Origin of the sequence: Acinetobacter sp. ANC 4178, from assembly GCF_004331175.1 — a bacterium.
Lineage (GTDB): Bacteria > Pseudomonadota > Gammaproteobacteria > Pseudomonadales > Moraxellaceae > Acinetobacter.
Window position 1 is genome coordinate 21,043 of sequence record NZ_SJOD01000010.1, and the last position, 24,380, is coordinate 45,422.

22 protein-coding genes are annotated in these 24,380 nt (G+C 41.8%); 10 read left to right on the plus strand and 12 right to left on the minus strand.

The features are described from left to right. Window positions 1-154: 154 nt before the first annotated feature. A complete protein-coding gene (locus E0H87_RS15915; RefSeq protein WP_131324497.1) occupies window positions 155-412 on the plus strand; it encodes a GlsB/YeaQ/YmgE family stress response membrane protein in 258 nt (85 codons plus the stop codon). Window positions 413-479: 67 nt separating this feature from the next. Here E0H87_RS15915 and E0H87_RS15920 read toward each other — a convergent pair whose 3' ends face one another. Together E0H87_RS15920 and dmeF are read right to left on the minus strand one after the other, a co-directional pair. After that, entirely contained in the window at window positions 480-1,181 is a 702-nt protein-coding gene (locus E0H87_RS15920; protein WP_131324498.1) for a DsbC family protein, read from the minus strand. 125 nt (window positions 1,182-1,306) lie between these two features. Beyond that, window positions 1,307-2,224 carry a CDF family Co(II)/Ni(II) efflux transporter DmeF gene (dmeF, locus tag E0H87_RS15925; RefSeq protein WP_131324499.1) on the minus strand — a complete coding sequence of 306 codons (918 nt, stop codon included), beginning with the start codon at window positions 2,222-2,224 and terminating at the stop codon, window positions 1,307-1,309. Window positions 2,225-2,277: 53 nt separating this feature from the next. Between dmeF and E0H87_RS15930 the strand changes: the two genes are divergently transcribed. Then, the gene (locus E0H87_RS15930; protein ID WP_131324500.1) at window positions 2,278-2,544 is read left to right on the plus strand and encodes a metal/formaldehyde-sensitive transcriptional repressor; all 267 of its coding nucleotides are present in this window, start codon (window positions 2,278-2,280) and stop codon (window positions 2,542-2,544) included. Window positions 2,545-2,629: 85 nt separating this feature from the next. Continuing rightward, window positions 2,630-3,814 (plus strand): MFS transporter, encoded by a 1,185-nt coding sequence (locus E0H87_RS15935; protein ID WP_413773133.1) that lies wholly within the window; start codon window positions 2,630-2,632, stop codon window positions 3,812-3,814. Between the two features lie 52 nt (window positions 3,815-3,866). Here the strand turns inward: E0H87_RS15935 and mnmE are convergent, their stop codons facing one another. The 5 genes from mnmE to rpmH all read right to left on the minus strand — a co-directional run bounded on the left by mnmE (window position 3,867) and on the right by rpmH (window position 7,968). After that, the gene (gene mnmE, locus E0H87_RS15940; RefSeq protein ID WP_131324501.1) at window positions 3,867-5,222 is read right to left on the minus strand and encodes a tRNA uridine-5-carboxymethylaminomethyl(34) synthesis GTPase MnmE; all 1,356 of its coding nucleotides are present in this window, start codon (window positions 5,220-5,222) and stop codon (window positions 3,867-3,869) included. A 101-nt stretch (window positions 5,223-5,323) separates the two neighbouring features. Next, window positions 5,324-7,078, minus strand: a complete 1,755-nt coding sequence (gene yidC, locus E0H87_RS15945) for a membrane protein insertase YidC (protein ID WP_131324502.1) — start codon at window positions 7,076-7,078, stop codon at window positions 5,324-5,326. A 5-nt stretch (window positions 7,079-7,083) separates the two neighbouring features. Further along, a complete protein-coding gene (gene yidD, locus E0H87_RS15950) occupies window positions 7,084-7,404 on the minus strand; it encodes a membrane protein insertion efficiency factor YidD (protein ID WP_131324503.1) in 321 nt (106 codons plus the stop codon). A gap of 9 nt (window positions 7,405-7,413) precedes the next feature. After that, window positions 7,414-7,803 carry a ribonuclease P protein component gene (gene rnpA, locus E0H87_RS15955; RefSeq protein ID WP_044739553.1) on the minus strand — a complete coding sequence of 130 codons (390 nt, stop codon included), beginning with the start codon at window positions 7,801-7,803 and terminating at the stop codon, window positions 7,414-7,416. Window positions 7,804-7,833: 30 nt separating this feature from the next. Further along, window positions 7,834-7,968, minus strand: coding sequence for a 50S ribosomal protein L34 (rpmH, locus tag E0H87_RS15960; protein ID WP_000831329.1), 135 nt, complete (start codon window positions 7,966-7,968; stop codon window positions 7,834-7,836). A 649-nt stretch (window positions 7,969-8,617) separates the two neighbouring features. Here rpmH and dnaA point away from each other — a divergent pair. From dnaA to E0H87_RS15985, 5 genes are all read left to right on the plus strand, one after another. Continuing rightward, entirely contained in the window at window positions 8,618-9,997 is a 1,380-nt protein-coding gene (gene dnaA / locus E0H87_RS15965; protein ID WP_131324504.1) for a chromosomal replication initiator protein DnaA, read from the plus strand. Window positions 9,998-10,108: 111 nt separating this feature from the next. Further along, window positions 10,109-11,257 (plus strand): DNA polymerase III subunit beta, encoded by a 1,149-nt coding sequence (gene dnaN / locus E0H87_RS15970; protein WP_131265632.1) that lies wholly within the window; start codon window positions 10,109-10,111, stop codon window positions 11,255-11,257. Window positions 11,258-11,271: 14 nt separating this feature from the next. Further along, window positions 11,272-12,354, plus strand: a complete 1,083-nt coding sequence (gene recF / locus E0H87_RS15975) for a DNA replication/repair protein RecF (protein ID WP_131324505.1) — start codon at window positions 11,272-11,274, stop codon at window positions 12,352-12,354. Window positions 12,355-12,397: 43 nt separating this feature from the next. After that, window positions 12,398-14,866 (plus strand): DNA topoisomerase (ATP-hydrolyzing) subunit B, encoded by a 2,469-nt coding sequence (gyrB, locus tag E0H87_RS15980; protein ID WP_131324506.1) that lies wholly within the window; start codon window positions 12,398-12,400, stop codon window positions 14,864-14,866. A gap of 132 nt (window positions 14,867-14,998) precedes the next feature. Then, window positions 14,999-15,352: a hypothetical protein gene (locus tag E0H87_RS15985; protein ID WP_131324507.1), complete on the plus strand. Its 354-nt coding sequence runs from the start codon at window positions 14,999-15,001 to the stop codon at window positions 15,350-15,352. A gap of 73 nt (window positions 15,353-15,425) precedes the next feature. Here the strand turns inward: E0H87_RS15985 and tyrS are convergent, their stop codons facing one another. Further along, window positions 15,426-16,658 carry a tyrosine--tRNA ligase gene (tyrS, locus tag E0H87_RS15990; RefSeq protein ID WP_131324508.1) on the minus strand — a complete coding sequence of 411 codons (1,233 nt, stop codon included), beginning with the start codon at window positions 16,656-16,658 and terminating at the stop codon, window positions 15,426-15,428. 63 nt (window positions 16,659-16,721) lie between these two features. On the opposite strand from tyrS, the gene E0H87_RS15995 reads away from it, so the two are divergent. Then, window positions 16,722-17,852 carry an anhydro-N-acetylmuramic acid kinase gene (locus E0H87_RS15995; RefSeq protein WP_131324509.1) on the plus strand — a complete coding sequence of 377 codons (1,131 nt, stop codon included), beginning with the start codon at window positions 16,722-16,724 and terminating at the stop codon, window positions 17,850-17,852. A 65-nt stretch (window positions 17,853-17,917) separates the two neighbouring features. On the opposite strand, the gene erpA is transcribed toward E0H87_RS15995, so the two are convergent. From erpA to E0H87_RS16015, 4 genes are all read right to left on the minus strand, one after another. Further along, window positions 17,918-18,253, minus strand: a complete 336-nt coding sequence (gene erpA, locus E0H87_RS16000; RefSeq protein ID WP_131324510.1) for an iron-sulfur cluster insertion protein ErpA — start codon at window positions 18,251-18,253, stop codon at window positions 17,918-17,920. 126 nt (window positions 18,254-18,379) lie between these two features. After that, window positions 18,380-19,372 (minus strand): putative solute-binding protein, encoded by a 993-nt coding sequence (locus tag E0H87_RS16005; RefSeq protein WP_131324514.1) that lies wholly within the window; start codon window positions 19,370-19,372, stop codon window positions 18,380-18,382. A gap of 205 nt (window positions 19,373-19,577) precedes the next feature. Next, window positions 19,578-20,588 carry a putative solute-binding protein gene (locus E0H87_RS16010; protein ID WP_131324511.1) on the minus strand — a complete coding sequence of 337 codons (1,011 nt, stop codon included), beginning with the start codon at window positions 20,586-20,588 and terminating at the stop codon, window positions 19,578-19,580. 219 nt (window positions 20,589-20,807) lie between these two features. Continuing rightward, window positions 20,808-21,794, minus strand: coding sequence for a putative solute-binding protein (locus E0H87_RS16015; protein WP_131324515.1), 987 nt, complete (start codon window positions 21,792-21,794; stop codon window positions 20,808-20,810). A 204-nt stretch (window positions 21,795-21,998) separates the two neighbouring features. Between E0H87_RS16015 and E0H87_RS16020 the strand changes: the two genes are divergently transcribed. Then, entirely contained in the window at window positions 21,999-23,930 is a 1,932-nt protein-coding gene (locus E0H87_RS16020; RefSeq protein ID WP_131324512.1) for an ATP-binding cassette domain-containing protein, read from the plus strand. Window positions 23,931-24,380: the final 450 nt, after the last annotated feature.

Sequence of the window (24,380 nt, forward strand, 5' to 3'; positions counted from 1 at the left end):
TTTAGAAGGCTTTTTTATGTCTGGATTCTGTAAAAGTGCCACACAAAAACACCACAGTTCTTTGCAGATCTGCTGTTTAATTCAAGCTCTTTTTCTCCAAAATAATAAGCATAAGCAAAATCATTGATTCAAAATAAGAACAAGGAGAATACTCATGTGGTCACTCATTGTTGCAATTGTGGTTGGTTTTATTGCAGGTCTGATTGCCCGAGCACTGCATCCTGGCGATGACAAGGCAGGCTTTTTAGTCACAACACTCTTAGGGATTGCAGGCTCATTGCTGGCAACTTATGGTGGACGTATGCTCGGTCTCTATGCCGATAATGTGGCAGCAGGCTTCATTGCCTCTGTGATTGGTGCCATTATTCTTTTGTTTATCTACAACCTGATTATGAAAAAATCCCACGCTTAATTTTTCCCACAAAAAAGCCTTTTCAACCCAATGTTGAAAAGGCTTTTCGTTATTTAAAAAAGATCGCTTATAAACCGAGTTCTTTCCAAATGAGTTCAATTTGCTCAGCAGGGAAGCCACCCGCCGCTTTAAAGCCATTCGAGAAAATCAGCGTAGGTGTTCCATTTACGCCAAGAGATTGACCCAATTTCAAATTACGTTCAATTGGATTAGCACAGCTTTTATTACCCGCAGGAGCAATCCCTTTCGCAATCAGGTTTTCCCAAGCATAACTCTGATCTTTTTCACAATACACCGCTTTAGACGGCGCAACTGATTGCGGCTTAATTGGATAAATAAAGGTATAAATCGTTACGTTATCCAACTTTTTCAATTCAGCCTCAAGTTGCTTGCAATACGGGCAATTTGGGTCAGAAAAGATCGCCAGTTGGCGTTTACCATTACCCCGCACGGTTTTCACTGCATCCTGTAATGGCAATTTTTTCCAGTCAATTGAGTTCTGTTTTAAAATCAAATCTTTGGTCAAATTATGTTGATCTTTCAACCGAATCATCGATCCCACTAAAATATGCTGGGCATTTTCTCCAACATAAACCACTTGACCATCCATAGAGCCGCTATAGATGCCCGGCATTTCTGTGCTTTGAATATTTTCAATTTTCAAATCTGGGTGTTGTTTGGCTAAATTGGTTTTGACTGTCTCGACACTCGCAAAACTAGACAACGAAATGAAACCCGCCAGCATCGCAACCATTGTTCTTTTCAACATGAATTCTGCTCGTTCACGTAAGTTATAAAAGTGAATCAGTTTAATCCGAATTATGCTGTGGATTGATAATTTTTATCAGGTATTTGGTAAAACAAACACCTGAGTGTTTCACGTGGAACTACGCTTTATACTGATAACGGATTAATCTCTACCGAGACATGCACAATTTCTTCATGAATCGACAAGGCCTCACGCACTTCATCCGCACTGATTGTTGAATGGCTACTGAGTGCCAAAATACAGGCAAACCTCCCTTTAGCGACTTTCCAGACATGTAAATCGGTCACTTCAACAAGCACTGGAAGATCCAGCATCACCTCACGGATTTCTGCCACCACAGGATGGTTCATTTCTGCATCTAATAATGTTTTTGCCGTGTCTTGCATCAACCCGAAAGCCCAACGTGCGACTAAGATTGCCCCTAACATCCCTAATAAGGCATCGAGAAACGACCACCCCATGTATTTCCCAGCAAAAAGAGCAACAATAGCAAAGACCGAAGTCACGGCATCGGCAACCACATGTAAAAAAGCTGCTTTTTGATTCAAATCATGCTCGTGATGATGCAAATGAGCCGATTCTTCGTGATGGTGACCATCATGTAAAAGCCATGCACAAATCAAGTTCACCACCAAGCCTAAAATCGCAATCGGTATGGCTTGATTATATTGAATATCCACAGGATGAATCAGTCGTTCCACCGAGTGGAATGCCATAAAAATAGCCACCACCAACAGTAAAATTGCACTGCTATATCCCGCTAAAATTTCAATTTTCCACGTACCAAAGCTAAAACGGTGATCCTGAGCATAATGACGAGCCGCGCGATAGGCAAAATAAGCCAGACCCAATGCCAACATATGCGAACTCATGTGCCAGCCATCAGCCAGTAATGCCATAGAATTAAAAATCCAACCGCCAATCACTTCTAATACCATCATGACTGCCGTTAAAATAGTCGCAATTAGAATTCGTTTTTGTGCCAAAGGATTGCCTTCATCAAATTGATGGCTATGGCTTCTGTGCATGATCGAATGTTGCATAATGTTCTCACCAATATACTCCCCAGTAGTATATTTATTTTTTGGAGGAAAGTGTGGGCCATTTATATGAAGATCAAAAAATTAAGAATCGCGTAAAGCGTTTGCAAGGGCAAATTCAGGCCATCGACCAAGCCCTCATGCAACCAGACAGCTCGTGTATTGCGGTATTACAGCAAGTGGCTGCGGTAAAAGGGGCAGTCAATGGTCTGATGAATGAACTGATTGAAGCCCATCTGCGCCATCATGTTCTCAAACCTCAGAGTGAATTTGATGAAGCTGAACTTGCCGAATTTTTAAAGTTATTAAAACGCTATGGTTAGTGATTGTTTAAGCATCAATTTCGGCTTAAGCTGTCGAAACTCTTTATTTTTTACTGTGCTTTTCCAGCAGTTTTTGTGATGCTTTATGACGGTTCAACATCCTTGGCGTTCATTCATGATGATCAGCCTTGCCTTATGTATGGGTACCATTGGTACAGCGCTCGCAAGTCCACTGTATCCGATTTATCAGGCATTATGGCATTTGCTGCCTAGCCAAATTACCTACATTTTTGTCGCCTATATGTTTGGCTGTTTAGCAACACTGCTGTTTTTTGGCCGCGCCAGTAACAGCTTTGGTTTTTTGCGCACGCTGCAAGTCGGCCTCGTATTTGTCATTTTAGGATTAGTGCTTTCTGCTTTTGCCAGTAGCGCCACTTGGCTCGGCTTAGGGCGTTTTATTATTGGAATTGCTTCTGGGCTCATCAGCACTTCCGCCATGTTAGGCTTAATGCTTACCATTCCAGACAGTCATAAACCTCATGCACCTCAGTTAAGTTCCATTATTACGGTCATTGGTTTTGCTTTAGGGCCATTGATTGGCGGTGTGATTGCTCAATTTTCTGCCTTTCCATTGCTCACACCCTATTTACCGATTATTGCAGGGGCAATCCTCTGTTTAATCGGATTATTTCGCTTAAAATCACCGACTTTTCAAGCTCAAGCATTTTCCATTGCACCGCATTTAGAGCTTCCTGCCGCCCAGACACGACCGCATTTTTTTATTGCAGGTTTAACCGCTTTTTGTGCCTTTGGTGCATTTAGTCTGTTTGCTTCACTGTCCGCGTCCTTTGTCAAAGACCTGATTCCATGGCATGGTCCTCTGGTCAGTGGCGTCGCGATTTCCAGCATTCTGTTTATTTCAGCCATCGTACAGTTTTTTGCCAAATCGTTACCCGCAGCACGTAGCTTAAACTGTGGTTTGATCCTGCTGATGGGCAGTTGTCTACTCTTAGCCATTTGTATGCAAACCCAATGGAGCTTATTGTTTTTTATCAGTGATATTGGCGTAGGATTGGGTCATGGTTTGGGCATTATGGGATCATTTGGTTTGATTCATCAAATGACCAATCCACACAATCGTGCTGCAGTGATCTCGACCTATTTGTTTATGGGATATTTAGGTACGATCGTACCGATTATTGCGGTCGGTTATAGTGCGGATTTATGGGGCTTAAATCTCGCAGTGATCGGTTTTGGCATTGGCATGAGCATTCTCTGCTTAACATTGTATCTTTGGCACCGCAAACAAAAGGCTTTACTTCCAATCTGAAGCAAAGCCTTCTCAAAACCAGAATACAACCCGTTAAATCATGATCGAAAGATTACTTTCCAATACAGAACGATCCGAAAATTTTCCCTAACAAATCATCTGCACTAAATTCACCTGTAATTTCACTTAAAGCGTTTTGTGCAAGACGTAGCGACTCAGCAACCAATTCACCTGCATGAAACACCACCAACTGTTCATGCGCCTCTGCAAGATAGTGCTGTGTGCGCTTCATTGCGTCTAAATGGCGTGTTCGCGCAATAAAGGTGTCTTCTTCTGGCTGGAAGCCTGCATGCGCTGTAATCGCCTCTATGAGCGATTGAACACCTGTTTCCTGTTTAGCTGAAACGGTAATATGCCTGAATCCTTGAAAATCACCAATTTGAGCTGTTGCATTGGTTAAATCACATTTATTCCCAATCAACATTAGACGTTTAGGTTCAAGATGATGCTCAAAGTATTCACGTGCCAATTGCAGCGGGTCTTCACCTTGACTCAAGTCATAGACCAATAATAATAAATCAGCTTGTTCAATTTCTTTAATCGCGCGGCGAATACCTTCTTTTTCCACTACATCACCTGTTTCACGCAAGCCTGCGGTATCGGTCAATGTTATGGGCAAACCATTCAGACTGATCTTTTCGTGCAACACATCACGGGTGGTTCCTGCAATATCCGTCACAATCGCGCGCTCAATACCCGCTAAGGCATTGAGCAAAGAAGATTTACCGGCATTCGGCTTACCTGCAATCACCACCTGTAAACCTTCACGTAGCAATTGTCCTTGACGGGCAGATTTCTGTACCGCAGCCACGGAATGCTGTACATCTTCCAATAAGGTTAAAATTTTGCCGTCAGCCAAAAAGTCAATTTCTTCTTCAGGAAAGTCGATTGCCGCTTCTACGTGCAAACGCAAATGAATCAACTTTTCTAGCACAGCATTCACTTTATGTGAAAAAGCACCTTGCAAAGAACGTACAGCTGATCGAGCTGCAGCCTGCGAAGTCGCATCAATCAAATCGGCAATCGCTTCCGCTTGCACCAAATCCAGTTTGCCATTTTCAAAAGCACGCATGGAAAACTCGCCTGCCTTGGCAGCGGTGGCACCCAATTCTAAACAACGGGCGAGCAAGGCATTTTGAATCACAGGTCCACCATGTCCCTGTAGTTCAACCACATCTTCACCTGTAAATGAGTTCGGATTGGGAAAACAAATCACCAAACCTTCATCCAACACTTCGTGTACATCATCCAAAAACTGACGGAAACCCGCCATGCGTGCTTTGGGTAAAGCTTTTTGGCATAACTGCTCTGCAATCGCATACGCTTGCGGACCAGAAAGACGAATCACTCCCACACCACCACGACCTGGAGGAGTAGCAATCGCTGCGATAGTGGTTTGATGTTGCATACAATTCACCTGACGTTAGTCCCAATCGAACCCAAAGAAAAATCCGCCTAAGATTACCATCTTAAGCGGATTTAATCAGCTAGTTGCCGTGAGAAGCTGTGTTATGCAGCGTCTGACGAGCTACGTGCTTTAGCGACTGATTTATTAATAAACCATTGCTGTGTAATCGTAATCGTATTGTTTACAATCCAGTACAGCACTAGACCTGCTGGGAAGAACAACATGAATACCGTGAACATAATTGGCATAATACGGAACACTTTCGCCTGCATTGGATCAGCAGGTTGCGGGTTCAACATTTGCTGAATGAACATGGTCGCACCCATCAATAATGGCAGGATAAACCACGGATCCATTGCTGATAAGTCTTGAATCCAGAGCATCCAAGGCGCATGGCGCAACTCCACACTTTCCATTAGTACCCAATACAAAGCCAAGAAGATCGGCATTTGCAGTAATAACGGTAAACAGCCTGAAAGTGGGTTGACTTGCTCACGCTTGTACAATGCCATCATTTCTTGAGAAAAGCGCATACGGTCTTCACCGAATTCTTCTTTCATTCGCTGCATTTCTGGTGCAATTACACGCATTTTCGCCATTGAGCGATAGCTCTTAGACGACAATGGCCACAGAATGAGTTTTACCAATACGGTCAGTAAAATGATTGACCAGCCCCAGTTCCCCACCAAGTTATGGAAGAATTGTAAGCCTAGGAACAATAATTTTGCGATTGGCCATAACCAACCATAATCAACGGTCTGATTTAAACCTACAGCCAAGTCTTTCAATTCAGATTGAACTTTAGGACCTGAATAGAACGTCGCATCGACTTCCGCTACTGTACCAGCAGGTACATTGATGGTTGGCGAAGTAAAACTGAGGATGTTCATGTCATCACTCGATTTACGCGACTCTAATTTAGCGCTATAAGCTTGACCATTGGCCTGAGTCAACTTCAACTCGCCTGGAATCCAAGCGCTAACGAAGTAATGCTGAACCATCGCAATCCAGCCGCCTTTTGCTTCAACATTTAACTTTTCGTCGTTAAAGTTGGCAAACTTAAGCTTGTTGTAATGTTCTTCAGGCGTACCCCAAGCACCACCCAAGAAGGTACCCAAGGTGAAAATTCCCTGATCCGATTTACCAGGATCTTCCGAATTATCACGTTTGAGCTGACCAAACATCTGGCCTTGCCAGTTTTGACCACTGCGGTTGACCACTTTGTGATTCACCACAACTGGATATTCGCCTTGAGTGAAGGTGAAAGTTTTAATAATTTCTACGCCGTCAGCCGTTTTAAAGACCATTGGAACAGAAAGTACTTGAACTGACTTGCCGTCTTTATCTTTCGCTGCTTTTGCATCAGCTAAAGTATATGTAGATTTCTCAATTTCATAGACAGGACGACCATTACGACCACTGTCAGGTCCATTCAGACCAATTAAACCAGATTGTGCAACATACGTACGTTTGGCATCGCTTTCCAGCATAACAAACGGTTCATCGCTATCTTTGTTTTTATCATGATTGAGTAATTCAACACGAACAATATCGCCACCTTTAGGATTAATCCAAAGATGATAAAGGTCAGTTTGAACTGAAATAAGCTGTTGACTTGCTGCCGCAGTCGATTCTGTAGTTTGTTGCGCAGTACTATTTGCTTGTGGCACATCAGGAGCAGCCGTAGCGGTCTGTCCATTTGGCAAGTCGGCAGACACTTCATGTGAAACTACTGCAGCAGTTTGCGGCTGCTGTTGTACTTCATGATGACCATAGTCCTTTTGCCATGCCAAAATAAGCAAATATGCGACGACAAACATGGCTCCTAGAATTGCAATCCTGGCCCATTGTTGCATATCTATTACCCCAAAAAGTTAGAGTGATTTTGATTCCATAAACATCCACGAAAGGGTACAGCAACGAGATGCTTTTGAGAATCGATTTGCTGAAATGAAATAAAACGAATTGCTTTTGCAGGAACAGGATCATAACCCGAGCCGCCCCATGGATGACATCGACAAATACGATTTGCAGCCAACCAAACACCCCGTACAGCTCCATGCGTATGGATTGCTTCCAATGAATATTGAGAACATGTAGGTAGATAACGACAACGTGGCCCTAACAGAGGACTAATTGCGATCTGATAGAATCGAATAAACCAATGCAGCACACGTACCATTGGCCTTCTCTACTTCTGTGGGGAGGGAGCTATTTTTGAATGCTTTTTAGCAATGCGTTGCAGCTTTTGCCAAGCAAATTGTAATTGCTGATGCAATTCTGAATTGGCAACTGTTTCTATACCAACTTTAGGCATAACAACAATATCCAAGGCATCCAGTTGCATTTGATGCAGGCGAAAACTTTCGCGAGCAAGTCGTTTTACTCGATTTCTTTCATGCGCACGGCGCACTTTTTTCTTAGCAACAACAATACCCAAACGACTGTTAGGCTGTTTGGAATGTGTTGCAAGAAACAAGAAATGGGGTTGGTGCACTTTAAAAAGCGCACCATCAAACACAACTTTATAATCGGCAGCACAGCGAAGACGCCGCTCTGCGCCGAAATCATAAAGTGTCATAACACCCAAAGTCGTTTAAGCACTAACAAATTAAACTGTTAGGCTGTGACGACCTTTTGCACGACGGCGAGCTAATACTTGACGACCAGCTTTAGTAGCCATACGAGCACGGAAACCATGAACGCGCTTACGCTTTAATTCAGATGGTTGGAATGTACGTTTCATATCGAAACTCCAAAAATTGATCTTTCTATAAAGGTCCGCGATTTTAGTGTTCATTGCTTGAGCTGTCAATCAAAAACACCAATTCGAACCAAATAAACTTGTAATCAATAAAACTTAATGACGAAAGCCTTAATCGGGTCTTTCCCTGATTAAAAAACTATTCACATCATAATAAGTTGTTAAATAATGAAAAATAAGTTATAAACAATATTATGCACAAATTTATCCACACCACTATAAACATTCAAAAGTTTAAATTTAAATTTATTTGCATGCCTAAGTTATCCACAGTAAAACCAAACCTTATAAATAAATTCAAATTTTAAAATTTAAATTTATTATTATTAAGGAGCGTTTTTTCTGTGGAAAACCCACTTTTCATATATAAAAACAAGAGTTAACTCTGTGGATATCTATGTTTTTAAGATTTTAAAGAATTGTGGATAACTTGATGGGTTTTTTTATCCACAGGCTATGGATGTTTTTATCCACACACGGTTTTGAATTTAAATTTAGATTGTTTATTTCTTTTTTGAGCAACTTTTGCAGAATTCTTCATGACAGATGTGGATAACTTGGTTAGAATGGCGACCCGCTTTGGCGGACAGTGGTGTTTTTAAATTTAAAAATGGATGAATAGGGGTTTCACATGCTTTGGACAGACTGCTTAACTCGCTTGCGACAAGAGCTATCTGGAAATGTTTTTACAATGTGGATTCGCCCTTTAGTTGCTGAAGAGTTAGAAGACACTTTGCGACTATATGCGCCTAATCCGTATTGGACGCGCTATATTCAAGAACATCATTTAGAATTGATTACCATTTTGGCAGAGCAATTGTCTGAAGGACGAGTGCGTCATGTGGAAATTATGGTAGATTCGCGCCCAGGTGCGATTTTATCTCCAAGTGAACAACCTGCCACAACAACGGCAGCCTTGGAAACTTCAACACCTGTACCAGCAGTAAAGCCAAAGAAAGAAAAAGATGATTCATCGCTAAAAAACAAAAAGCGTTTGTTAAATCCCTTATTTACTTTTTCGCTATTTGTTGAAGGCCGTTCTAACCAAATGGCTGCTGAAACTTGCCGTAAAGTATTGACTCAATTGGGGGCGTCTCAGCATAACCCTTTGTTTTTATATGGTCCGACAGGTTTAGGTAAAACGCACTTAATGCAAGCGGTAGGGAATGCTTTATTACAAGCCAAGCCGAATGCACGTGTGATGTATATGACCGCTGAAAGCTTTGTTCAGGATTTTGTTAGCTCCTTACAACAAGGCAAAGTGGAAGAATTTAAGAAAAATTGTCGCTCTTTAGACTTACTTTTGGTGGACGATATTCACTTATTGGCGGGTAAAGAAGCCAGTTTGGTTGAGTTTTTCTATACCTTTAACGCCTTATTAGATGAATCGAAGCAAATTATTTTAACTTCGGACCGTTATCCTAAAGAATTGACAGAACTCGATGCCCGTTTAGTTTCGCGTTTTTCTTGGGGATTGTCGGTTGGGGTAGAGCCGCCAGATATTGAAACGCGGATTGAGATTTTATTAAAGAAAGCGCAAAGTAGTGGTGTCGACTTACCGCGAAACTGTGCGTTATTTATTGCACAACAAGTGGTTGCCAATGTCCGTGAGTTAGAAGGTGCACTGAATAAAGTAGTCGCTATTTCACGGTTTAAAGGGACCTCAATTGACCTTGATGTGGTCCGCGAGTCGCTTAAAGATGTTTTGGCAATTCGTGCTCGAACCATCAGTACGGAAAATATTCAACGTGTGGTAAGTGAATATTTCCGCATTCCACTGAAAGAATTAATTGGACCTAAACGAACGCGTATTTATGCCCGCCCTCGTCAATTGGCGATGGGCTTGGCACGTGAACTGACAGGGGACAGTTTTCCTGAAATTGGGATGGCGTTTGGTGGTCGTGACCATAGTACGGTCATGCATGCATGTGAAAAAGTGCAAAGCTTAAGAGAGGATGATCCGATCTTTAATGAGGATTACAAAAACTTGCAACGTCTGCTGCAAAGTTAATCAATCTTGGTCAAATTCTATTCTTGCAATGCGGTATATTCTGCCGCATAGTACACTGCTAAAAAATTAATTAATTTATTTTTCATCTTCAGTTTTTTCGAGGAATGCATCGTGCGTTTAAAAATCGCCAAAGAAAGTTTACTTAATGTTCTTTCACATGTGGTAGGAGCCGTGGAGCGTCGCCACACCTTAAACATTTTATCGAATGTTAAAGTACAAGTGAGTCAAAATGCTTTGGCGATTACAGGTTCAGATTTAGAAGTTGAATTGGTTGCAAGTACCAATTTAATGGAAGGTGCTTGCTTACAAGCGGGTGAAACCACCGTTCCTGCACGTAAATTGATGGATATCTGTAAATCTTTACCGAGTTCTGCATTAATTGATATTCAAATTACCGAAGATCAGCGCTGTATCCTTAAATCGGGCAACAGTCGATTTGTATTGGGTACTTTGCCTGCCGAAGATTATCCATTGTTAAACACGGAAAACACGCAAGGTACACAAATTGCTGTGACCCAGCGTGAATTAAAGCGTTTATTTGAAAAAACGGCCTTTGCAATGGCAGTTCAGGATGTACGTTTTTATTTAACTGGTACTTTGTTGGAAATTGATGAAAATCAATTGCGTGCAGTTACTACCGATGGTCACCGTTTGGCATTATGTGAAACCTTGGCATCTTCCAATACACAACAATTGATTCAAGCGATTGTACCGCGTAAAGCCGTCGGTGAATTACAGCGTTTACTCAGCATTGAAGATGAGCAATTGTCGTTATTGATTGGTCGTGAATTGTTGAATGTGACCATCAACACCCCAAGCCGTGATAAAGAGCAGGGAACCATTAAAGTGCGTTTTACCACGAAACTGATTGATGGAAAATTCCCTGATTATCGCCGTGTGATTCCACGTGGTGGCGATAAAAATGTATTGATTGCACATGATGTGTTTAAGCAGTCTTTACAGCGCGTTTCTATTTTAAGTAATGAAAAACTGCGTGGCGTATTCTTGAATTTCAGTGCTGATACTTTGCAATTGCGTGCCAATAACCCTGAACAAGATGAAGCGATTGAAGATTTGGCAATCCAGTACAATGATGCACCATTAGAAATGTCCTTTAATGCGCAGTATTTACTTGATGTGTTGGGTGTTTTAGATGGTGATGATGTTTCGATGACCATGAGTGAAGCCAATCAATCGGTGTTGGTACATGATCCGGCACATGCTGATCAAACCTATGTTGTCATGCCAATGCGTGTGTAATCGCTAGATTTATTATGCAGATTACGCGTTTAAACATCGAACGTGTTCGTAATTTAAAAACGGTTGCACTCTCTGAGTTGCAGCCGTTTAACGTCTTTTATGGTGCGAATGGTTCGGGAAAAACCTCTATTTTGGAGGCGATTCATTTGCTGGCGACAGGTCGTTCCTTTCGGACTCATATTCCTAAACACTATATTTTGCATGATGCCCAGAATGCCGTCGTTTTTGCCCAATCTTCCAGTGAAAAGATTGGTATGCAAAAGCATGTGAATGGCGAGCAGATCATGAAAGTGAATGGGGATCATATTGCCACGCAAGGGCAGTTGGCAAAATTATTACCTTTACAGCATATTGATCCGCAAAGTACCGATATTATTGATCATGGTGCCAAACCAAGACGACAGTTGCTCGACTGGCTGATGTTTCACGTGGAACCTGAGTTTTATCATGCTTGGCAGTTTTATTCACGTGCTTTAAAACAACGCAATAGCCTATTAAAATCGCAGCGACATTTAAGCCTAGAAAGCTTGGAACCATGGAATAAAATGTTGGGTGAATATGGTGAGATTTTACATTCACAACGGGTTGCTATTGTGGAACAGTGGAATGTATTTTTTCAGCAAGATTTACAGCATCTACTGCCCAATTTAAGCATTGAGCTAGAATATGTCGCTGGCTTTCATACGGAACATGGATTGCTGCACGACCTGTGCAGTTACCACCAAAAAGATGTTGATCGAAGATATACTGAATATGGTCCACACCGTGCCGATTTACGCCTAAAAACCCCAATGGGGGAGGCGGATATTGTGTTATCACGTGGCCAAAAAAAGCTGTTGATTATGGCGCTAAAACTCTCACAGATTGCAATGCTACATGCCTGTAATAAGGAAACTGTGGTATTATTAGATGATCTAACAGCAGAATTAGATTTAGCCGCACAACAACGTTTAATTGAGCGATTAAGCCAACTTGGTAGTCAAGTTTTTATTACCACTTTAGAGCATGAATCTGTGCAAAAACATTTACATGACTTGTCTATTTCCCACCAATTGTTCCACGTGGAAAATGGTCGAGTAGCATGTGTTGTGCAATGATTTCCCATCTTTGGATAGACCGATTTTTCACTAGGGAGTAACCATGAGTTCAGAAGACCAATCTGTCACTCAAACAGAACAAAGCAACGAAAAGGCTTATGATTCCTCTAGCATCAAAGTGTTGCGTGGTTTGGATGCCGTTCGTAAGCGCCCAGGTATGTATATTGGCGATACTGATGATGGTTCAGGTTTGCATCACATGGTATTCGAGGTGGTGGATAACGCCATTGATGAGGCTTTAGCAGGTCACTGTGATGAAATCTTGGTGACGATTCATGAAGATGAGTCGGTCAGTGTTTCTGATAATGGTCGTGGTATTCCAACCGACATCCACCCTGAAGAAGGGGTTTCTGCCGCAGAAGTGATTTTAACCATTCTGCATGCAGGCGGTAAATTTGACGATAATAGTTATAAAGTCTCAGGTGGTTTGCACGGCGTGGGTGTTTCCGTTGTAAATGCCTTGTCGAGCAAACTTGAGTTAACCATTCATCGTGCTGGGCATATTCATCAACAAGAATATCGTCATGGTGATCCGCAGTATCCACTTAAAGTGATTGGTAATACAGAAACCACAGGCACGATTGTACGTTTTTGGCCAAGTTCGGATACGTTTAGTCAAACGATTTTTAATGTCGATATTTTGGCACGTCGCTTACGTGAATTATCTTTCTTGAATGCGGGTGTACGCATTGTTCTGCGCGATGAGCGAATTAATTTAGAACACCTGTACGACTACGAAGGTGGTTTGTCTGAGTTTGTTAAATATATTAATCAGGGCAAAAACCATCTGAATGAAATTTTCCACTTTACCACCCAAGCTGAAAATGGCATTGGGGTAGAAGTGGCTTTGCAATGGAATGACACGTATCAAGAAAATGTCCGTTGCTTTACCAACAATATTCCGCAAAAAGATGGTGGTACACATTTAGCAGGCTTCCGTGCAGCGTTGACCCGTGGCTTAAACAGCTATATGGAAAATGAGAGTTTGCTGAAAAAAGAAAAAGTGGCAGTCACGGGGGATGATGCTCGTGAAGGTTTAACCGCCATTATTTCGGTTAAAGTGCCAGATCCGAAGTTCTCTTCACAAACCAAAGAAAAATTGGTATCGAGTGAAGTGAAGTCTGCGGTAGAGCAAGCAATGAACAAGGCATTCTCTGAATACTTGCTTGAGAACCCTGCTGCGGCAAAATCAATTGCAGGCAAAATTATTGATGCGGCTCGTGCACGTGATGCTGCGCGTAAAGCCCGTGAAATGACCCGTCGTAAAAGTGCCTTAGATATTGCCGGTTTGCCAGGTAAATTGGCAGACTGTCAGGAAAAAGATCCTGCAATGTCTGAATTGTATCTGGTCGAGGGTGATTCTGCAGGTGGTTCGGCGAAACAAGGTCGTAACCGTAAAATGCAGGCGATTTTACCGCTGAAAGGTAAAATCCTCAACGTGGAACGTGCGCGCTTTGACAAGATGATTTCTTCTCAGGAAGTCGGCACGCTGATCACGGCTTTGGGCTGTGGTATTGGTCGAGAAGAATATAATCCTGATAAGTTGCGTTATCACAAAATTATTATCATGACCGATGCCGACGTCGATGGTTCACATATTCGTACCTTATTGTTAACCTTCTTCTTCCGTCAAATGCCAGAATTGGTGGAGCGCGGCCATATTTATATTGCCCAACCACCGTTGTATAAGTTGAAAAAAGGTAAGCAAGAGCAATACATTAAAGATAATGAAGCTTTGGAAACTTTCCTGATTTCAAATGCAATTGATGATCTGGCTTTGCATATCAGTGCTGAAGCTCCAGCGATTCGTGGTGAAGCTTTGGCTAAGGTAATTGCCGATTATCAAACCTCACAGAAAAGTTTACAGCGTTTAACCCAGCGTTATCCTGCAAGCTTATTGGATGGTTTGATCTCGATGGATGCTTATAAGTTTGATCATTCACAAGATTTGGCTTATGTACAACAGTGGGGTGAGCAATTGCGTGCCGCTGTGGAAAAAACGCAGCCGAGCTTACGCCCAGAATTGACGCTTGAAGCCTTCGATAAAGAGTTGGCTGATGGTCAAAAGGCAGTAGTGTATTTCCCGCGTATCACGATTTATGTGCACAACCTTCCGCACAGCTATTTACTCGATGCAGGCTTATTGTCTTCGGGTGAGTATGTGCGTTTGCTGAAAAATTCGAAGAGCTGGTTTAGCTTGCTTGAAGAAGGTGCGTATTTAGAAAAAGGCGAGCGTAAGATTGCGGTCCACAATTTCCATCAAGTGTGGCAGCATATTTTACAAGATTCGCGCCGTGGCATGATGATCCAACGCTATAAAGGCTTGGGTGAGATGAATGCGGAGCAGCTTTGGGAAACCACAATGGATCCTGATAATCGTAATATGTTGCAAGTGACGATTGATGATGCGATTGAAGCTGATCGTATGTTCTCTTGCTTGATGGGGGATGATGTGGAACCACGTCGTGCCTTCATTGAAGAGAATGCTTTAAATGCAGATATTGATGCCTAATCGCATGTCATCTTAAAAGAGCAGCCTACGGGCTGCTTTTTTATTGCATGGACTTTGTAGTTTTTTGGTGATGGTTATTAAACTGTCGTATTGTTCTGGCATGCTAACTAAAAATAACTGAGCGGAACGCATATGGATTTAAGTTTGGAACAATGTCGTGATCATTGGCTGAATGCTTTTTATACGGGACAAGTACAGGAGCTGATGGTATACGAGCATCCAGAATTTAAAGTGGTGTATGAAGCACAGGGCAAGGTTGAAAGTAATCTGAGTCGTTATGCATGTATTGAGCATGCGGTTCAAAATGGTGTCTGGAAACCGCGTCATTTAGATATTCAAACTGAAATGTTTGAGTTTAACCCGACGCAAACTGAATGCCGAATTTTGTTGTATTTGGCTCAGCCTGAACAGATGATTCAAGAAACATGGCATTATCAGTCTGATGCATGGCAAATTATGGAACTTCGTTTTGTAAACAAAAAATGATCGACTGGCTGACATCATTTAATTTTCCGCATAAAAAAAGCAGGTCAAGTGACCTGCTTTTCACTTTTGCGGATTAGTCAGTAAACGTTACTTTCGCAATGGCTTTTTTACCAGATTGAACAATCAAGGTTGTGTTTTCTTTTACAGAGAAGCTGGCATCCACCACATTCCAATCAACTTTTACGGCTCCACGTGAAACAGCATCTTTAGCAGCCGCCGCATTTGTAGTTAGACCGGCAGCACGCACAATTGAGGCAATAAACATTTCACCACCAAATTCGGCACGTGAAATGGTCACTTCAGGTGTACCTTCAGGCAGTTCACCTTCGGTAATGATATTGCCTGCACCTTTGTGTGCATTAGCAGCCGCTTCGGCACCGTGGAAACGCTCAACCAACTCAAGTGCAAGAATCTTCTTCACTTCTTGTGGGTTGCGTCCATCTTCAATTTCTTTCAACAAGACTTTGATTTCTTCAAGTGATTTAAAGCTGAGCAGATCAAAATAACGTTCAATCAAAGCATCGGGCATGGAAAGGACTTTTTGATACATCGCCCCAGGCGTATCAAATACCCCAATGTAGTTGCCTAAAGATTTAGACATTTTATTCACGCCGTCTAAGCCTTCAAGAATTGGCACAGTAATACAAACCTGTGCTTCTTGATCGTAACGACCTTGTAAGGTACGACCCATCAGCAAGTTAAAAGTTTGATCCGTACCACCGAGTTCTACATCGGCCTGTAAGGCAACAGAGTCATAGCCTTGTACCAGTGGATACAAGAATTCGTGAATAGCAATCGGTTGCTGATTGTTATAACGCTTCGTGAAGTCATCACGTTCTAACATACGTGCCACAGTTTGCTGTGAAGCCAACTGAATTAAATCCGCCGCAGTTTTAGTGGCAAACCATTCCGAGTTAAAACGCACTTTGGTTTTATTCGGATCAAGAATCTTAAAGACTTGTTCTTGATATGTTTTGGCATTTTCCAGTACTTGCTCACGTGACAACGGTGGGCGAGTGGCACTTTTACCAGTTGGATCACCAATCATGGCGGTATAGTCACCAATCAAAAAAGTGACATCATGACCGAGGTCTTGGAAAGTTTTCAATTTATTAATTAAAACGGTATGCCCCAAGTGCAAGTCTGGTGCAGTCGGGTCGAAGCCCGCTTTAATTTTTAGAGGACGATTCTCTTTGAGTTTCTTTAACAGATCCTCTTCAGAGATAATTTCATGAGTGCCTCGTTGAATGAGGGCAAGTTGTTCTTCAGCCGGCAGGAAATTTGACATCACAAAACCCAAACACATCAGTTATTCAATTTGTGCGATATACTAACACTTTTTCAGCACATTGCAGGCTTTAGAATAATCATGACAGCAATCTATATTGGGGTAATGACCGGCACCAGCATGGATGGGGTAGATATTGTGGCCGCTTCATTCGACCCATTGCAGTTGCATGCCACGCTCACTTTAGCGTTTGATCCAGATTTACGAAATGAACTGATGGCACTGACTTTGCCAGATGATAATGAAATAGATCGTATGGGCAAGGCTGATGTGGCTTTGGCAAAAATGATTGGCGAAGGCATTAATACGCTGATTGAACAGCATCAACTCGACCGTAGCCAAATTAAAGCCATTGGTTCGCATGGGCAGACCATTCGTCATCGTCCTGAACATGGTTTTACTTTGCAAATTGGCGATCCCAACATTATTACTGAAATCACTCAAATTCCTGTGGTCTCTGATTTCCGCCGTCGTGATATGGCGGCAGGTGGGCAGGGCGCACCCTTGGTACCAGCTTTTCATCAGGCATTATTTCAGCATGAAAGCATTCACCGAGTGATTCTAAATTTAGGAGGGATTGCTAATGTCAGCCTTTTACCTGCGGGTGCACCAGCGCTCGTTGCTGGTTTTGATACTGGCCCTGCCAATATTCTGATGGATGCATGGTGCCATCGTTATACCGGACAACCCTATGATGAAAATGGCAACTGGGCTGCCTATGGTCAACCCATTCGCAGTTTATTAGAGCGTTTACAGGCACATGATTTTTTTGCCAAAGAGCCGCCTAAAAGTACGGGGCGTGAAGATTTTAATTTGGATTGGTTGGATGATCAGATCATGGACTGGCGCAATGATGAGCTAGCTTATGATGAATTGGAAGATAGTCCTGAAAATGTCCAAGCGACCCTATTAAAGTTGACCACACGTGCCATTAAGAAAGCTATTTATCGCTCAGGGATGGATACGGGCGAGGTCTATGTTTGTGGCGGTGGTGCTTATAACTCACAACTTTTAGAACAATTACGCTGGCGTTTACGTAAGCACCAATGGACGGTTCAAAGTACCGCAGATTTAGGCTTAAGTCCGACTTGGGTGGAAGCTACAGCTTTTGCTTGGTTAGCGAAGCGCTTTGTTGAGCAGTTAAGTGGTAATTTACCTGCGGTAACTGGCGCTGACGGTTATCGTATTTTAGGTAATATGACGACAGTTTAAATGTCGAGAAGATATCCGTAAAAAAACCTCCTGAATTGGGAGGTTTTTTTACATCTGTGATCAACTTAAATTGAGAAAGATGATCCACAGCCACAGGTCGTGGTTGCATTTGGATTTTGCACAATAAAGCGTGAACCTTCGAGACCTTCAATATAATCAACCACAGAACCGATTAAATATTGGTAGCTAAGAGAGTCGACCAACATTTTCACATCACCATTGATGAATTCGGCGTCATCTTCATTCATATTGTCGGCAAAGTTAAAGCCATAAGAAAAGCCTGAACAACCCCCGCCTGTTACATAGACACGTAACATGAGATCTTGGTTGCCTTCACTATCGCGCAATTGGCGTACTTTATTTGCAGCACTGTCGGTCAACACAAGCGTTGGAGCTGTCATGATGGATTCCTCTGTTCGGTTCATGGGTCTTTTAAAAATGAAAAAGACCATATCTCTAGTATAGCATACTCAATATATGGTCAATATTTGAAGATTAAAAGTCAAATCAGAGTAATTTTATCAAGATTATTTGTAGTTTTCATCTTGTAGACCACATTCAAAATTTTTGGCATCTTCTTTACAGCGGAATTGCCACAGCAATTTCATCATCCGTTTGTCATATACCCCTTGTTGGGTCAAATTAATACGCGCGTCACGCATCATCTTTTGATAGCCAGGTTTATCAGGAGCGGGGACGTCCATCCAGTATTTGTTTGGAATATCGGCTTTCATTTTACCTAAAATGCCAAAAGCACGTGGAAGTTGTGATTTAACCCATTCACGTGATTGTTGACCATAGCCTTTAGGGAAACGGTCGGGACGAATAATGATATTGCCTGTGACTTGTAAAATTGGGTAATTCACAATCGCCCCTTTGCTGCCCAAACCTTTATGTAATTCTAGTGCTTTAAACGCAGCGGCAGGTGCCCCAATAATATCAACCTGACCATTGTTAAATTTACTGCCAAAATTGGTGACATCGGAACTAACAGCTTGGGCGCCGACTTGTTGCACCATAATTTTTTGCGCTTGATCATAATCCAGCACAGCAATCTTTTTGCCTGCGGCTTTGGCGACGGTATTGATGCTACGATCATTGACCAACAGATAGGCATCGCCGACAGGAATGACGCCTGCAATTTCATATTTGCCTTTTACCATATATTTGCTAAAAGTAGGATTGGCTAAACCTTGCATGACTTTAACCGCTAATTTCAGATTAGGGATGGCCCCAATGGCATCCAGTGAACCGGTAAAATCATTAAATTGACGTCCGCGCATACCTGTCACACTAATGCCATCGCATTTCCCTGCTTTAAAATCTTCAGCAATGACGGCTTCATTTTGCGCCACGCGTAGTTCAATATCTGCCCCCCAATTTTTAGCCGCCAATTGATAATCTTTCATGAGGGCGTAGACATCGCCACTTTTACCGACAAAATCAAATACGCACACTACTTGTTTGGCTTGAACAAAACTGGTGCTCGCACATAGCCCAAGTCCCATCAAAAATTGCATTGATGATCGTTTCATCATGTGAATTGTCCTTATTCCATTCTTTTTATATTGTTGGGATGATGTTGTTCATCATTTTAAGCGGTAAAACAATGTGTTTACCTGAGCTTAAGATTAGCGTGTTTTTATCCCTTAACATTGGCACTTTAGACAAAAACTTAAATAAAAAAGCCTAGAATAATCTAGGCCTTAGTTATTGATTTATGCTTTATTCACCCGCCATAGAACATTCGAAATTGGCTTTATCGACAGAGCAACGCGCCTTTTTCAAGACACTCATCATGCCCGCATCATAAATGCCTTGCTTAGTCAGGTCGATACGACCATCACGTAACATTTTCTGGTATTTAATTTTATCATCTGCAGTTAAATTCATGCGGTATTTGGCAGGGATACCCGCTTCAAGACGATTAATCATCGAGAAGCTTTTTGGTAAATTCTTCACAAACCAATCACGGGATTTTTGTCCAAAACCAGCAGGGAATTGCTCAGGACGAATCACAAAGTCGGCAGTCACTTGTAGAACTGGAAAGTTAAACATTGCACCGTTATTGCCTAAACCTTTATAAATTTCGAGAGGTTTATATGCATAGGCTGGGGCACCCACCATGTCGACTTGACCATTATTAAATTTAGCCACGAAATTTGAAACATCTGAAATGACCGCTTGGGCACCCACACGTTGTACCATGATTTTTTGTGCTTGGTCATAGCCCAAGACTGCAAATTTTTTCCCCGCAGCTTTTTCTATGGAATTGATACTTTTATCACGGACGAAAATAAAGGCGGAACCAAGCGGTGCAATCCCTGCCACTTCATATTTTTTGCCGCTTAATGTCGTGACCATTTTACTGGCATTGCGTTGGTCTAAGGCAAAACTAATGGCTTTCTGTGCAATTGCATTACTTGGGGCACCCCCTAAAGCATCAATTGAACCTGCAAATTTATTGTATTGGCGGGCGCGCATTGCCGTCATAAAAACGCCGTCACATTTACCCGCTTTAAAATCGTTGTCGGCTACAGCTTCATCTTGTCGTGGAATCAGGTTGATTTCTGCCCCCCAGCTTTTTGCTGCTAATGCCCATTCTTGTGCCATTTGATAAGATTCACCAGACTTACCGAGCAAATCGAAAACACAGATATCCACTTTTGCTGCTTGTGCGGTCGTAGACAGACCTACAGCAGTCAAAGCAGCTAAACCGAACATGACTTTTTTCATTGTGTTCATCCTTTTCAGATTGGTTATTGTTTTAAGTGTCCTTACACGCAAACAATATTAAGCAAGTTTTGTATTTATAAATAGAGTATTTACTCCATTTTTAAATAAAAAAATGACACACTCAGCAAAATTGCTGTCAAATTGTCCAATTCAAAGCGGTGTTTCAATTAAAATCAGTGAATTAAATTAGGATTTGGGGATAGGAAAATTATCATTAAATTATTCCCCGCCCAGTGAGCATTCAAAATTAGTACGTTCAACCGTACATCTGGCTTTTTTCAGTACTGTCATCATGGTGGGGTCATAGATGCCTTGTTGCGTCAGATCCATGCGCGCATCACGCAACAATTTTTGATATTTTTCTTTGTCATCTTTGTTGAGTTCCATGCGATATTTGCTTGGAATAGTGGCTTCAACCCGTTGCACCATGGCAAAACTTTTAGGCAATTGGCGGACAAACCATTGCCGAGATTGAGTGGCAAAACCTTCTGGAAATTGCTCTGGTCGAATAATCAGGTCTGCCGTGACATTTAATACTGGAAAATTGACCATTGCGCCGTTATTGCCGAGCCCTTTATAAATCTCGAGGGGTTTAAAGGCATAAGCCGGCGCAGGTACGACATCGACTTCATTCTGATTAAATTTTTTCACAAAATTGGAAATTTCAGACATTACTGGAACGGCATTGACGCGTTTCACCATAATTTTTTGCGCCTGATCAAATTCCATGACTGCAATTTTTTTACCATTGAGTTTTTCAACAGTATTGACCGACTTATCTCGTACAAATAAATAGGCTGGGCCAATCTGACCAATCCCTGCCACTTCATAGGTTTCTTTACCTGATTTGGTGATGAGGCGTTTCTGATTGCGCTTGTCTAGCACATAAATAATGGCTTTTTGTGCAATCGCGTTGTTGGGCACCCCGCCCAATGCATCAATTGAACCCGCAAACTTATTATAATTACGGGCACGCATGGAGGTCATATAAAAACCGTCACATTTTCCAGCTTTGAAGTCTTGGTCTAATTTGGCTTCATCTTTATAAGCCGTTAGGTCGATATTGGCATCCCAATTTTTACTGGCCAATGCCCATTCTTCAAGAAATTTATAAGATTCCCCAGACTTACCGAGCAAATCAAAAACGCAAACATTAATATTTGCATGCGCTAAATTAGACAAATTGAATAGTGTTGCTGTAGACAAGACAAAAAAGGCTTTTTTCACTATTTCACCTCATTTTTTTGATTTTTCAGAACAAATTTATATAAACATGTTTTTTTTGAATAAAATAGAGCTTTTGCTCTATTTCCGATAGATAACATTTCGCTGTATATAGCCTTGGTGCTTTTTCTTTTCTAAGCGACTTCCTTTAGAATAGCGCTAACTTTTTATCTGCCAGTGTTTGTGATGATCCAATTAGACCAACTTTCAATTCGTCGTGGTGGACGCGTACTCTTCCAAAAAGCCTCGATGCAATTGCATCCTGGTTGGAAAATTGGTTTAACTGGCGTAAATGGCGCTGGTAAATCAACCTTATTTTCTGCGCTCTTGGGGGGAATGGAGTCTGACGGGGGATATTTAACCCGTCCAGCGGTGTGGACCGTTGCCCATATGGCGCAAGAAATTAAAGCCTTAGATATGAAAGCCATTGATTTTGTTTTATCAGGCGATGAAGAATTTTGGGAAATTCAGAACAAACTGGATCATCCAGAAAGCTTAAGTAATGATGAGCTGGCGCATTTATATGGTCGCTTTGATGAAATTCATGGTTATTCTGCCGCCGCTAAAGCCTCACAACTTATGGCAGGTTTAGGGTTCTTTGAACATCAATCCCAGCTCGATGTTTCAAGTTTCTCGGGCGGTTGGCGTATGCGTTTGAACCTTGCGCGTACCCTCATGAGTCGTTCAGATTTACTGTTACTCGATGAACCGACCAACCATTTAGACTTAGATGCAATTCTGTGGTTAGAAGATTGGTTAAAAGCCTATGAAGGCACTTTGGTTCTTATTTCGCATGACCGTGATTTCTTGGATGCCATTACCGACCATATTCTGCATATTGAAAATCAAGAATTGACTTTATATACGGGCAATTACTCGACTTTCGAACGTACCCGTAGTGAACGTCTAGCACAGCAACAACAAGCCTACGAAAAGCAATTAGAAACCCGTGCCCATTTGCAGAAATATATTGACCGCTTTAAAGCACAAGCCACCAAAGCCAAACAAGCGCAAAGTCGAATTAAACAATTGGAACGTATGCAGGAACTTTCTGCTGCGCATGTCGATACGCCGTTTACCTTTAGTTTCCGTGAACCGTCAAAAATGAGTTCACCTTTATTGGAACTTGAAAATACCGATATCGGTTACGGTGAAAAACTGATTGTAACCAATGTGAATTTGCAAATTACCCCAACCAGCCGAATTGGTTTATTGGGAATGAATGGTGCAGGTAAATCAACCTTAATTAAATCACTGGTGGGCGATCTAAAACTATTACAAGGGACGCGTAAAGACTCTGAACTATTAAATATTGGTTACTTTGCTCAGCATCAAATGGATGCTTTGGATGGGAATGCCAGCCCAATGCTGCAATTGGCGCGTATTGCCGATAAAAAAATCAGTGAAGCCAGTTTACGTTCTTTCTTGGGCAGCTTTGGTTTTAGTGGCGAACGTATGGACACACCAAGTGAAAGTTTCTCGGGGGGGGAACGAGCACGTTTGGCTTTAGCACTCATTGTATGGCAACGTCCAAATGTTTTAATTCTAGATGAACCGACCAACCATTTAGACTTAGATATGCGTCATGCACTGACTATGGCACTCCAAGATTTTGAAGGTGCGGTGGTTCTTGTTTCGCATGAACGCCAACTCATTGCCAGCGTTTGTGATGAACTATTGTTGGTACATAATGGAACTTGTCGTGAATTCGACGGTGACTTGACGGCTTATGCCGAATGGTTACGCCAAGCACGTATCGATATGATGAAGAATGGGCAACAACCCTCTGCTCCAGTTCAATCCCAAGTTGAAGTAAAAGCCACTATTTCTAAATTGGACAAAGAGGCGCAACGCAAAGAAGCAGCGCGTCAACGTGAACTCAGTCGCCCCATTCGTAAAAATATTGAAAAATACGAATCGCAGATGGAAAAATTACAGCCGCGCCTACAAGAAATTGAAACTTTGTTGGGCGATAGCAGTTTATATGAAGCCGAGCGTAAACAAGATTTGCTGAAACTGATGGATGAACAAAATCAGTTAAACGCAAAATTAGAGCAAATCGAAGAAGAAATGCTGACCTTGATGATGGAATTAGAAGCATTGGAAAGCTCATTTTAATTCTTCGAATGACAAAAGAGAAAAAGCACAACATTAATGTTGTGCTTTTTCTCTTTTAACAGCTAAGAAAAAAGCAAAAAAATACACCTCAAATGAAAATAAATATGCGATTTAGGTTAGAAAACGATTAAAAAATGAATGAAAAACACGTTATTTGCATTATTTTGTGGAAAAAACCAACACATGTGCAAAATAATTTAAAAAGGGGGTTGTGTTGGGTGAGGAATGCTGTAGAATGCACATCCATCGGCGGTGATGTTGATTAAAACTTGTTGAGAAACAAGGATTTAGCCCAAGCGGTAGAATCTGGAAGTCTTGAATGAGTTTGAAAAATAATTAACAAAACCTGTTGACTTCTTCTTAGAAGAGAGTAACATAGCCGACCTAGCTTGATGGTGACGAATCATCGAGAAGATCATTAAGAGATTATGAAGAACAACTTGTGTGGAT